General features: G+C 72.3%; 10 protein-coding genes. 8 read left to right on the top strand and 2 right to left on the bottom strand.

Annotated elements, in window-relative coordinates; genetic code table 11:
* Positions 1–122: 122 nt before the first annotated feature.
* The 6 genes from ACWCV9_RS03530 (at position 123) to ACWCV9_RS03555 (ending at position 7,241) form a co-directional block, all read left to right on the top strand.
* Positions 123–1,478 (top strand): LLM class flavin-dependent oxidoreductase, encoded by a 1,356-nt coding sequence (locus ACWCV9_RS03530; RefSeq protein WP_450784049.1) that lies wholly within the window; start codon positions 123–125, stop codon positions 1,476–1,478.
* A complete protein-coding gene (locus tag ACWCV9_RS03535) occupies positions 1,475–3,097 on the top strand; it encodes an FAD-dependent oxidoreductase (protein WP_450784050.1) in 1,623 nt (540 codons plus the stop codon). Before ACWCV9_RS03530 ends, ACWCV9_RS03535 begins: the two co-directional genes overlap by 4 nt.
* Entirely contained in the window at positions 3,094–3,462 is a 369-nt protein-coding gene (locus tag ACWCV9_RS03540; protein ID WP_450784051.1) for a 4Fe-4S dicluster domain-containing protein, read from the top strand. Before ACWCV9_RS03535 ends, ACWCV9_RS03540 begins: the two co-directional genes overlap by 4 nt.
* Positions 3,463–3,514: 52 nt before the next feature.
* Positions 3,515–4,414 (top strand): TauD/TfdA dioxygenase family protein, encoded by a 900-nt coding sequence (locus tag ACWCV9_RS03545; protein WP_450784052.1) that lies wholly within the window; start codon positions 3,515–3,517, stop codon positions 4,412–4,414.
* A 915-nt stretch (positions 4,415–5,329) separates the two neighbouring features.
* Positions 5,330–6,376, top strand: a complete 1,047-nt coding sequence (locus ACWCV9_RS03550) for a hypothetical protein (protein WP_450784053.1) — start codon at positions 5,330–5,332, stop codon at positions 6,374–6,376.
* Entirely contained in the window at positions 6,369–7,241 is an 873-nt protein-coding gene (locus ACWCV9_RS03555; RefSeq protein ID WP_450784054.1) for a hypothetical protein, read from the top strand. The genes ACWCV9_RS03550 and ACWCV9_RS03555 overlap by 8 nt, the downstream gene beginning before the upstream one ends.
* Positions 7,242–7,288: 47 nt before the next feature.
* Here the strand turns inward: ACWCV9_RS03555 and ACWCV9_RS03560 are convergent, their stop codons facing one another.
* Positions 7,289–7,924 carry a TetR/AcrR family transcriptional regulator gene (locus ACWCV9_RS03560; RefSeq protein ID WP_450784055.1) on the bottom strand — a complete coding sequence of 212 codons (636 nt, stop codon included), beginning with the start codon at positions 7,922–7,924 and terminating at the stop codon, positions 7,289–7,291.
* A 260-nt stretch (positions 7,925–8,184) separates the two neighbouring features.
* Between ACWCV9_RS03560 and ACWCV9_RS03565 the strand changes: the two genes are divergently transcribed.
* Complete coding sequence (locus ACWCV9_RS03565; protein WP_450784056.1) at positions 8,185–10,173, top strand: acetoacetate--CoA ligase; 1,989 nt, start codon at positions 8,185–8,187, stop codon at positions 10,171–10,173.
* A gap of 100 nt (positions 10,174–10,273) precedes the next feature.
* Here ACWCV9_RS03565 and ACWCV9_RS03570 read toward each other — a convergent pair whose 3' ends face one another.
* Positions 10,274–11,626, bottom strand: a complete 1,353-nt coding sequence (locus tag ACWCV9_RS03570) for a COG1470 family protein (RefSeq protein ID WP_450784057.1) — start codon at positions 11,624–11,626, stop codon at positions 10,274–10,276.
* Positions 11,627–11,857: 231 nt separating this feature from the next.
* On the opposite strand from ACWCV9_RS03570, the gene ACWCV9_RS03575 reads away from it, so the two are divergent.
* Positions 11,858–12,550: a response regulator transcription factor gene (locus tag ACWCV9_RS03575; RefSeq protein WP_450784058.1), complete on the top strand. Its 693-nt coding sequence runs from the start codon at positions 11,858–11,860 to the stop codon at positions 12,548–12,550.
* Positions 12,551–12,606: the final 56 nt, after the last annotated feature.

Consider the following 12,606-nt stretch of genomic DNA (forward strand, 5'->3'; position numbering starts at 1 on the left):
CGGTCCGTCCCGCCGCCTCCCGGTCCCGTCGTACGAGCGATCCGGCTCAGGGACCGCGACGGCTCGCGCGCCCGGCGTCCGCTGTGCACCCATCGGCCCTACTCCACCGACCGAGGTACCCCATGACCGCCACCGCCCCCCGTCAGCTGCACCTCAACGCCTTCCTGATGAACGCCGGCCACCACGACGCCGCCTGGCGGCACCCCCGCACCCAGCCGGAACGCGTCACCGATCTGCGCTACTTCCAGCAGCTCGCGCAGACCGCCGAGCGCGGCCTGCTCGACTCGGTCTTCCTCGCCGACGGCCTCGCGCTGTGGGGCAAGGTCCGGCACAACGCGCTCGGCGGCTTCGAACCGCTGACCCTGCTGTCCGCCCTGGCGGCCGTCACGGAGCACGTCGGCCTGATCGCCACCGTCTCCACGACCTTCAACGAGCCCTACCATACCGCCCGCAAGTTCGCCTCCCTGGACCACATCAGCGGTGGCCGGGCGGGCTGGAACATCGTCACCTCCGGAACGGTGGACGAGGCCCGCAACTTCGGGCAGGACGAGCATCTGGAACACCGGCTGCGCTACGAGCGGGCACGGGAGTTCGTCGAGGTCGCCACCAAGCTGTGGGACAGCTGGGAGGACGGGGCGATCCTGCTCGACCGTGAGCGCGGCGTCTACGCCGACGCCGACAAGGTGCGGGCGATCAACCACCGCGGGGAGTACTTCGGCGTGCAGGGCCCCCTCAACGTGCCCCGCCCACCCCAGGGATATCCGCTGCTGGTGCAGGCGGGCTCCTCGGAGGACGGCAAGGAGTTCGCCGCCCGGTACGCCGAGGCGGTCTTCACCGCCCAGCAGACCCTCGCCGACGCCCAGTCCTTCTACAAGGACCTCAAGTCCCGGCTGGCCCGCTACGGCCGTACGGTGGACCAGTTGCTGATCCTGCCGGGCATCGCCCCCGTCATCGGCTCGACCGAGGCCGAGGCCCGGGCGCTGGAGCGGGAGCTGACCGAACTCCAGGTCCCCGAGTACGGGCTCGCCCAGCTCTCCGGGATGCTCGGCACCGACCTGACCGGGCTGCCCCTGGACGGACCGCTGCCCGACCTGCCCGAGGAACGGGACATCAACGGCAACAAGAGCCGGTTCACCCTGGTCGCCGAACTCGCCCGGCGCGACGGCCTCACCCTGCGCCAGCTCATCGCCCGTCTCGGTGCCGGGCGCGGCCACCGCGTCTTCGCCGGCACCCCCGAGCAGGTGGCCGACCAGCTCGAGGAGTGGTTCACCCAGGGCGCCGCCGACGGCTTCAACATCATGCCGCCCCATCTGCCGGGCGGCCTGGACGACTTCGTCGACCACGTGGTGCCGCTCCTCCAGCGGCGCGGCCTGTTCCGCACCGAGTACACCGGCCGCACCCTGCGCGACCACTACGGCCTGGCCCGCCCCGCCAACCGGCTGGTCGCGGCAGCCGCCGAAGAGAGGCAACCGGTATGAGCGGGCTGGACCTCACCGCCGACGTCCTGGTGGTCGGCGGCGGCCCCGCGGCCACCTGGGCCGCGCTCAAGGCGGCGCAGGACGGGGCCGACGTGGTCCTCGCCGACAAGGGCTACTGCGGCACCAGCGGCGCCACCGCCTCGGCCGGTACCGGCGTCTGGTACGTCCCGCCGGAGCCCGCCGCACGGGAGGCGGCCATGGCGAGCAGGGAGGCCCTGGGCGGACACCTGGCCGACCGACGCTGGATGGCCCGGGTCCTGGACCAGACGTACGCCGGCATGAACGAACTCGCGGCGGCCGCGCGCTACCCCTTCCCGACCGGGCCCGACGGGAAGCAGCTCAGGAACGGGTTGCAGGGGCCGGAATACATGCGCAGGATGCGGATCCGCGTCCAGCGGGCCGGGGCGCGCATCCTCGACCACAGCCCGGTCACCGAACTGCTCACCGACCCCTCCGGCGCCGTCGCCGGTGCCAGGGGCCACCGGCGGCAGGCCGGGCAGTCGTACCGGGTGCGCGCCGGGGCGGTCGTCCTGGCCACCGGCGGCTGCGCATTCCTCAGCGGCGCGCTCGGCTGCAACGTCAACACCGGCGACGGTGCCCTGTTCGCCGCCGAGGCGGGGGCAGAGCTGTCGGGGATGGAGTTCTCCAACGCGTACGGCATCGCGCCCGAGGGCACCTCCGTCACCAAGACCGCGTTCTACTCCTTCGCGACCTTCTACCGGGCGGACGGCTCCGTCCTGGAGGGCGCGGCCGCCCAGGGCGGCAGGTCCGTGATCGCGCGGACGCTGCTCAGCGAGAAGGTGTACTGCCGGCTGGACCGGGCCGACGCGGCCGCCCGGCGGGCGATGCGGCTGGCCCAGCCGAACTTCTTCCTCACCTTCGACCGGCTCGGCATCGACCCCTTCACCCAGCTCTTCGCCGTCACGCTCCTCGCCGAGGGCACCGTGCGCGGTACCGGCGGCATCCGTGTCTCCGGGGAGGACTGCTCCACCACCGTCCCCGGGCTGTACGCGGCCGGTGATGCCGCGACCCGCGAGCTGATCTGCGGCGGCTTCACCGGCGGCGGCAGCCACAACGCCGCCTGGGCCATCTCCTCCGGCACCTGGGCGGGCCGGGGCGCGGCCCGCCACGCCCGCTCCCTGGGTGTGCGCGCCGGTACCAGGCGGCTGGTGGCGGCGGGCGGAGCCGGACTCCGGCCCATCGGGGCACCCGGTCCGGCCGACGGCTTCCGGCACGTCATCGCCGCCGTCCAGGCCGAAGTGCTCCCGTACGAGAAGAACTACCTGCGCCATGGTGACCGGCTCACGGCCTCACTAAAGGTGCTCGACACCGTGTGGGAGGAGTCGCGCGCCTCCCTGTACGCCGGAGGCGGGGACGTCGTACGGGCCAGGCAGGCGGCAGCCATGACGGCGCACGCCCGCTGGATGTACACCGCCGCCCTGGCCCGCACCGAGACGCGCGGCATGGCCAAGCGGCTGGACTTCCCGGACCAGGACCCCGGGCAGCACCACCGCATCGTCACCGGTGGCCTGGACCGGGTATGGACCCGCGCCGAACCCCTGCCGTGCACGCCGGCCGCACCCCTCGCACCCGCGTCATCGCTGGAGGTGGCTTCGTGATCGAACTGGTCTCGGCGGAGCGATGCATCGCCTGCGACAAGTGCATCAAGGTCTGCCCGACCGACGTCTTCGACCGGGGCGCGGACGGCATCCCCGTACTCGCCCGTCGCGACGACTGTCAGACCTGCTTCCAGTGCGAGGCGAACTGCCCTGCCGACGCCCTCTACGTCTCGCCCCTGGCACACCCGCTGCCCGACGACTCCGCCGCCCGCGACGAGGAGTACCTGAGCCGTACCGGGCAGCTCGGCAGCTACCGCCGGCACATCGGCTGGGGACACGGCCGCACACCCGGCGCCCTGCGCGCCGTCGGTCCGCCCCTCGCACCGCCGGGCTCCACGGAAACCACCCTGCCCATCACCTCCTGATCACCGACCGGTCGATCGCATGCACCGATCGCTCTCGAAAGGACACCCGCGCATGACCACCAGCACCGGATTCGACATCCGCAGGATCGGCGGCCGGATCGGCGCCGAGATCATCGGCGTGGATCTCTCCACCGACCTCGACCCCGCCGTCGTCACCGAGATCAACTCCGCGCTCCTGGAACACAAGGCGCTCGTCTTCCGCAACCAGGACCTCGACGACGCCGGCCAGCTCCGCTTCGCCTCCCTCTTCGGCGAGCTCACCACCGCCCACCCCACCGTGCCGTCCGTCGAGGGCCGGCCGCAGATCCTGCCCGTCGACGGTGACGAAGGCATCCGCGCCAACCACTGGCACACGGACGTCACCTTCGTCCGTACGCCTCCGAAGGCGTCCACGCTGCGCAGCATCGTGGTCCCGCCCTACGGCGGCAACACCCTCATCGCCAACTCGGCCGCCGCGTACCGCGATCTGCCCGAGCCGCTGCGCGAGCTGGCCGACAAGCTGTGGGCGGTGCACACCAACGACTACGACTACGCCGCACCGAAGAGCGAGAAGGCCGCCGAACACCGCAGGCAGTTCGTCTCCCGGAAGTACCGCACCGCGCACCCCGTCGTCCGCGTCCACCCCGAGACCGGCGAGCGCGGCCTGTTCATCGGCGGCTTCGCCCAGAGCATCGTCGGCCTCGGTCCGTCCGACTCCCGCGACCTGCTGCGCATCTTCCAGTCGTACGTCACCCGCCCGGAGAACATCGTACGGGTGGCCTGGACGCCGGGGGACCTCGTCCTCTTCGACAACCGCATCACCCAGCACTACGCCCCCGACGACTACGGCGACCTCCCGCGCCTGCTGCACCGGGTGACCGTCGCGGGCGATGTCCCCGCCGGTGTCGACGGCAGGCTCAGCCACACCATCGAGGGCGACGACGCCTCCCACTACACGCCCGTGGCGGCCTGAACCTACCGGTCGCCGGGCGGGGAGACCTGTCCGGCGACCTGTGTCCGATGGCCAGTTGAGCAACTGCTACGCTGCCCGGAGGTGGCGTCGGCCCCTGTCACGGTGACCGAGAAGACACACCTCCCGGCAGCGCAAGCGCTGTCCTGGGTCCGCCTTTTGCCGCACACACGCAGTCCTGGAAGCCACCTCATGAGTGACCGCCCCCGCGAGGAGCCGCCACCGGCACCCGAAGCTCCGCGGCCGGCCGATGAGGCACCGGAACCGGCTGCACCGGTCGACGAGGCTCCGGAACCTTCCGGCGACACCGCGCCCACGCCCGCACCCTCGTCCGACGAGGCTCCGGAGCCCGGTGCGGGCGGTCAGGACCAGGGTGCCGAGGCCCCGAAGTCGCCCACGGATGCCGCAGGTTCGGACGATGAGGCCCCGGAACCGACGGCACCCACGGACGCCCCCGAACCGTCCGCGCCCGAGCCCGCGGCGGAGGCCGATCCGGAACGCACCGAAGCCGCTCAGCCGCCCGCGGACATCCTGGACCCGACCGCGGAAGCCCCGGAGCCCCCGGCCCCGAGCGACACACCGGAAGAGCCGGAGCAGCCGGAACAGGCAGCCCCGGTCGACGAGGCTCGGGATTCGGCCGACGAGGGATCGGACCCGTCCGACGAGGCCCCTGAACCCCCCATGCCTTCCGACGCTTCAGAGCCGCCGGCTGACGCTTCGGATACGGCGGATGAAGCGCCGGAACCGGCTGTGGAGGGCCCGGAGTCGGCCGACGAGGCCCCGGAACCGGCAACGGAGGGAGCGGAGTCGGTTGACGAGGCACCGCAACCGGCCATGGACGGCCCGGAGTCGGCTGACAAGGCCCCGGAACCGACCACGGACAGCCCGGAGTCGGCTGACAAGGCCCCGGAACCGGCCATGGACAGCCCGGAATCGGCCGACGAGGCACCGGAACCGGCCATGGACGGACGGGAGTCGGCTGACGAGGCACCGGAACCGACGATGGACAGCCCGGAATCGGCCGACGAGGCGCCAGATCCCACGACCGACAGCCCGGAGTCGACCGATGAAGCCCCGGAACCGACCACGGACAGCCCGGAGTCGGCCGACGAGGAGCCGCGGTCGCCCACCGACGCCGCGCGCGCGGCTGACGATGCTCCGGAGCCGACGGCACCCACGGACGCCCCCGAATCACCCGCACCCGACACCACGACAGAGGCCGAGCCGGAGGCCAAGCCGCAGGCCGAAGCGCCCGAGGTGGGTGCCGGACAGTACGACAACGCAGCGCTGCGCGACGGCCCCGGCTACCAGAAGGAGATCGACGACCAGCTCGCGGCACGCGGCCTGGACCGCTCCGAGCACGACAAGCTCCGGCTCGCACCGACCAACGAGCTGACCGAGCCGCAGGCCCGCGAGGTCGTCGGGGTCCGTGACGGGATCAAGCTCGACGATGGCCAGATGGTGACCAAGGTGGTCAAGCCCGAGGTCGCGCAGGCCTACCTGGACAACGCCACGAAGCTCGGCAGCTACGACTTCCATCCCGGCGAGTTCCGCGGATCCATCGCGCGCGGCTGCGACACCGCGGACCTGCGCACCATGGACCAACTGCGCGAAGGGCTCGCTCTCGGCGATGCCCACTGGTCCCCCGTCCCACCGGGCGCGACCGAGGCGTACCAGCTGCGCTTCCCCGCACCGCCCGACATGCGCGCCGACCCGACCCTCGGCGCCGTCGGCGACCAGGATCTGGCCGACAGCGTGGCCGGCATGGCCGGTCAGAGCCCGGGACGGGCCTGGGACGAACCGTTCCTCGGCACCGGTTACACCGGCGGGGGCATCCCCGAGTGGGAGGCCAAGCCCACCGGCTTCCCGGACCATGCGGAGATCTGGCGTCTCCACGATGACGGATCCGAAGAGGCGGTCGGCTTCTTCGACAAGAGCGAAGGGCTGTGGCATTACTATGACTGACCCTGCGGGCTCCCCCTTCCCGGTCAAGGGGGAGGTCGCCGTCTTCCGTGGCGACCTCTACCCGGCCCGTGCGGCCGCGGGTCTGTGGCCGTACGTCGAGCTGCTGCCGGAGCCCGGCCGCCCCGCACCCGCGGACCTCGCGCCGCGCGAGGGCGCCGACGGGTCGGTGGGCTACCCGGTTGCGCCGGACGACCTCGAAGCCTGGTACGCCGTGACATGGACGTTCCGCTGGCGCGGTGAGCCCTTCGAGTGCACCGCCGCGACGCCCACGACGCTCTCCGGCACCTACCTCGGTTCCGACGAGCACTTCGCCAAGGAGCACCTCAAGCGCCGGGTCGTCGGGTATCGCGGTACGTTCCCACGCCAGGAGGTCACCGAGCTGGCGGAGCACCGCGAGGATCTGCTCCAGCCGCTGCGCGACCTGGTACGGCGTCTGTCCGAGGTCGACCATTTCCGCCCCAAGGCCTACGCGGTCCACCGCGGCCGGACCTATCCGGCTGCCGCCGAGGCCGACGCCTCGGGCCTGGTCGCGCTGAGCACCGGACAGGACCGGCCCGAGGATCTCGTCGCCGATCCCCGTCACCCGGGCGGCGGGCATTTCCTGGCCGCGCCGGAGCAGTTGGAGGCCTGGTACCGCATCCACTGGACCTTCCGCTGGCAGGGCGGCCCCTTCGACGCCGTCGGAACGGTGGACGGAAAGATCAAGGGCGTCTACACGGGCGGCAGCTGGGGCTTCGCGGACAACTGGCAGCTGACCCAGGAGACGGGACCCGACGGGGTGCACACCCGGTACACGGCCACGGTGGACCTCGACGGTGTCACCGATCTCGAACAGCACCGCACCGACCTGCCTGACAGGGCATAACCGCAGCCGGCGTCCGGCCGACAGCCGACGCGCTGCCCGATCCGTCGTCAGCCGAGGTCGGGCAGCGGGCGCCGGGCGACCGCGCGGGCGTCCTGCGGCGGCACGCCCAGCATGCACAGCAGCATCTCGGCCAGGTTGGACGCGGCCTCGTCGCCGTCCAGCTCCGGCCGGGCGAACCGCAGCTCCACCAGCGCGAGCAGGGAACCGCCCAGGGCGGTCACCGCGACGGTCGGATCGGCGACGGTGAAACGGCCGGAGGCGATACCGGCCTCCAGGTCGCGCAGGGCGCGGGGAGCGAGGCCCGAGTCCGAGTAGACGTAGCCGAGGCCACGGCGGCGCAGCACCTGCATCAGTTCCCGCCGGGAGTCGGCAAGGCGCGCGCTGAGGCGGAAGCCGGCCGCGACGAGTTCCGCGGGGTCCTCGACGCCCTCCAGATGCTCGTCGAAGGCCTGGCCGAGTTCCTCGAGGGCGTCTCGCACCGCCGCGTCGAACAGCTCGGTCTTGGACTCGAAGTGGTTGTAGAAGGAGCCGAAGCCGACGTCCGCGCGCTCGGCGATCGCCTGGATGCTGGCGCTGGTGTCGCCGGTCTCGGCGAGGATCTGCCGCGCGGCGCGGACGAGCGCCTGCCGGGTCTCGGCACGGCGCCGCTCGAAGCGGTTGCGGGGCGGGGCTGACGTGGGCATACGCACAAGTCTACCCATGACTCCCATGGCACCACAGTTCTGATGAAAGGGTCAACCTGTCCCTGCCGAATTCCTCGGACGTGGAGCCTTGCTGCGCGAGGGGCGGGCGGACGCCCCGCTGCTGCGGCCGGACCGGATCGTGAGGGATGTCCGCTCCTCCGGCGGGCACGATGTCACCGCGACCGCCGACCGGGCGGCCCAGCTGCACACCGCACGGACCCCGGGCAACGCTGCCGAGAACCTGACGAGGAGACCGCACGATGACCGCACCGGCCCCCTTCTTCACCCTCGATCCGGAGACCGTCGCGGCCAGCCGCATCGCGGACTTCGCCCGTCACGCCGGAATGGACGGCACCGACTACGCCGCGCTGCACCGCTGGTCGGTGACCGACCTGGAGGGCTTCTGGAGCGCGGTGTGGGACTACTTCGGCATCGACGCGCAGACGCCGTACGAGCGGGTGCTGGCCGAGGAGACCATGCCGGGTGCCCGCTGGTTCACCGGCGCCACCCTCAACTACGCCCAGCACGCCCTGCGCGCGCATGCCGACGACGACGTCGCGGTCATCGCCCTCGACGAGACGGGCTCGGCGCACGAGGTGACCGGGGCCCGGCTGCGCTCCCAGGTCGCCTCGGTGGCCGCGACCCTGCGCGAGCTGGGCGTCGGGCGGGGCGACCGGGTCGTGGGGTACCTGCCCAACACCCCGCACGCGATCGTCGCGTTCCTGGCCGCCGTGAGTCTCGGCGCCGTCTGGTCGGTGTGCGGCCAGGACTACGCCCCCAGGGCCGCCGCCGACCGCTTCGCCCAGCTCGAACCGACCGTCCTGGTCGCCGCCGACGGCTACCTCTTCAACGGCACCACTCACGACCGCCGCGGGGCCGCGCTCGAACTCGCCCGGTCGCTCCCGACGTTGAAGGCGACGCTGCTGGTGGGCCACGTGGGCCTGCCCTGGCCCGAGGCCGACGGCCCCTCCCTCGTGGTGCCATGGGAGGAGGCCTCCACCCGGACCGAGGAACTCGTCTGCACCCCGGTGCCGTTCGACCACCCGCTGTGGGTGGTGTTCTCGTCCGGCACCACCGGCCGGCCCAAGGGCATCGTCCACGGCCACGGTGGCGTCCTGCTGGAGCACCTGAAGACCCTGGCTCTCCACTCCGACGTCGGTCCCGGCGACCGTCTGCTCTGGTACACCACCACCAACTGGATGATGTGGAACATGGTCGTCTCGGCCCTGCTGACCGGGGCCACGACGTGCACCTACGACGGCAGTCCGGCGCCCGTCGCCAGGCTCGACGTCCTGTGGGAGCTGGCCGCGTGCCACCGGGTGACGGTGTTCGGGACCAGCCCCCAGTACCTGCTGGGCATGGCCAAGGCCGGCATCGAACCGTCCCGGCACGACCTGTCGTCCATACGGGTGCTCGGCTGCACCGGCTCCGCCCTGCCGGCCTCCGCCTACCCCTGGGTGCGCGACCACGTCGGCGCACATGTCCTGCTCGCGTCGACCAGCGGCGGCACGGACGTGGTGTCCGGCTTCGTCGGCAGCGCTCCCAACACCCGTGTCTGGGCGGGCGAGTTGTCCGCGCCGCACCTGGGTGTGGCGCTGGCCGCCTACGACGCCGAGGGGCTGCCGGTGGTGGACCGGGTCGGTGAGCTGGTCGTCACCCTGCCCATGCCGTCGATGCCGCTGTACTTCTGGAACGACCCGGACGGCAGCCGCTACCGGGACGCCTACTTCGGCACCTACCCCGGTGTGTGGCGGCACGGCGACTGGATCACGGTCACGGGGCACGGCTCGGTGATCGTCCACGGCCGCTCCGACTCCACGCTGAACCGCAACGGCGTGCGGCTGGGCAGCGCCGACATCCATGACGCCGTAGAGCGCCTGCCCGAGATCGCCGAGGCCCTGGTCATCGGCGCGGAGGAGCCCGACGGCGGCTACTGGATGCCGCTGTTCGTGGTGCCGGCCGACGGAGTGGTCCTGGACGACGCGCTCCGCGAGCGGATCAGGGAGGAGATCCGCGCCGGGGCCTCGCCGCGCCATGTCCCCGACGAGATCCTCGTCGTGCCGGGGATCCCGCACACCCGCACCGGCAAGAAGCTGGAGGTCCCCGTCAAGCGGCTCCTCCAGGGCGCTCCCGCCGAGCAGGTCGTCAACCCCGCGGCGGTCGACCGCCCCGACCTCATGAACCACTTCGCCCGGCTGGGGGCCGAGCGGCGCGAGCGGCGCAGCGCCCGGTCCGTACCGGAGAGGTGACGTTCACCGGCACAATTCGCGGTACTTTTCGGACGGAATAGGAGTCGCCTCTTTCTCTTGTGTCCCACCAGGCGAACGATGTTTCGAGAAACGATACGTCTCATCGCTGGGTGTCACCGAGCACACCGCTCACGTTCAGCACCTCGTGGCACTGCTGTGCCTGCCGGCCGGTGGCCGGTGTGCCCGGCTTGGCGCAGGTGACGTTCACGGTGACGGTGGCGTTCTGGGGGATCTTGATGGGGGTGACCCAGTGGTAGTCCTGGTTGCGGAAGGTCTCCAGTGCGATCGTGGTGATCTTCCGGTCGCCGAAGCTGATGGTCATCACCCCTTCGTCGCCCTGGAAGTTGGCGGCCACCAGGTCCGTGACCCCGAAGATCTTTCCTGCGGGCACCACATAGGTGCCGGTCTTCGTCTGTCCGCCGGAGGTCTGGAGGTCGATGGTGGCCGAGCTCTGCTGGCCCCCGGCGAGACCGGCGTCGCCGCCGGTGCCGCCTCCGCTGCCGCCACCCGTGGTGCCGGTGCCGCCCGAGGGCACGGCCGCCTTGCCCTGGCCGCCCTGCTGTTCCGCCGAGCCGTTGCCCGTCCCGGTCCCCGGCGCCCCGGCGTTCTGCCGGGCGCCGGGTGTCGGCCTCGGGTGGACCACCTCGTCGGCGGCCTCCTTGGCCGTGCTGCGCACCGCCGGACGGACCAGCGTGAACCAGGCCAGCAGCAGCGCGAGCAGCGCCGCGAGCAGGGCCAGCAGCCACTTCGGGAACACCGGGATCTGGACGAACTCGGCTTCCAGGGGCGGTCGTACGACGGTCCCGGCCCGCTCCGCCTCCGCCGCGCCGGCGTCCTGGGTGCGTACCGTGAACGGCCAGGTCGCGGGCTTGCCGAACCAGACCGGCTTGCCGATGCGCACCCGCAGCCGCGTCTCCGCCGACTCACCGGGCTCCAGTGTCAGCTCGGCCGGGGTGAAGCCGAACCGCAGCTCCTCCCCCGCCTGCTCCGGGGTGAAGGACACCCGGGCCGGGGAGTTGCCCTCGTTGCGCACCGCCAGCCGGTACCGGCCGCGCAGCCAGCCGCGCCGGCGGCGCGGGGCCAGCTCGGCGCGCAGCTCGTGGAACTCCTCGACGTGCACCGTGGTCTCGGGCACCGTGACGGCCTCGGGGTGTTCGGCCGGCAGCACCCGTACGGCCAGCGGCACATCACCCGCGCGAACCTCCGGGGAACGCGGAGGGTTCAGGCGGATGGTCACCGTCTCGGAGGTGCCGGGGTAGAGCGAGACCCGCTCGGGTTCCACGGTGGCCCATGGCGCGCAGTCGCCGACCACCTCCAGCGCGTACGCCTCGACGATGTCGCTGTCGTTGCGGACGGTCAGGCTGGTGGCGGCGGTACCGCCCGGCGTCACCGTCACGGCCGGTATGTCGAGGCCGGGGGCTCCGGGGCCGGAAGAGGCAGCAGATGGCGTCACGCCACGACCGTAGGGCCGGGCGCGCGGCGCCACGAGAGACGCGAGGGCAACACCGGGGCAATCGCCGTGCCCCGTGCGGTCAAGACCGACTCGGCTGTGCGGGCAGCTGGTTGAGCCGGTACACGGCGCGCGCGCCGCCCACGGCGGAGGCTCCCCGGTGTCCATTGTTCCCGCCTCCGTCCAGGAAACGAGTAACCCATCATGTCCGGCTCCACGAAAGACATTCCGTTCATGACCACCGGCACGCCACGCACGGGCACACCTGCCCGTACGGCGTCCCCCAAAACCCCGGCCGACGGCCCGCGTCGGGTGACCGTGGCCGTCTACGCCCAGGACCCGGTCCTGCACATCGGCATCGTCCATCAGCTGCGGCAGCGCCCCGAGGTGGAGCTGGTCGGCGCGGCCGAGGCGGACCGGGCGCAGACCTCGCTCGTGGTCGTCGACGCCGTGGACGACGAGGTGATCGCCCTGCTGCAACGGTTACAGCGTGGCTCCGCCACCCGCACCGGCCTGGTCGCCGGCGCGTTCGACTCCGCGGCGCTCCAGCGGGTGCTCGAGTGCGGTGTCGCGGCGGTGCTGCGGCGCGCCGAGGCTGACCAGGACCGGCTGCTGCACCTGGTGCTCGCGCTGGCCAACGGGGAGGGAGTGCTCCCCGGTGACCTGCTCGCCACCCTGTTGGCCCAGGTCGGCAGCCTCCAGCGCGCCGGGCTCGACCCGCACGCCCTGTCCCTGTCCACGCTCACCGCGCGCGAGGCCGACATGCTGCGCCTGGTGTCGGAGGGGTTCGACACCGCCGAGATAGCGCAGAAGACCGCGTACTCCGAACGGACCGTCAAGAACGTGCTGCACGAGATCACCACGCGTCTGCAACTGCGCAACCGGGCGCACGCCGTCGGCTACGCGCTGCGCAACGGGCTGATCTGACGTCCGTCCGTCACCCGGGCGCTGCCCGAAAGCGCAGGCGCGCTTCCCTCCGGCAC

This window comes from Streptomyces sp. NPDC001606 (genome assembly GCF_053596835.1).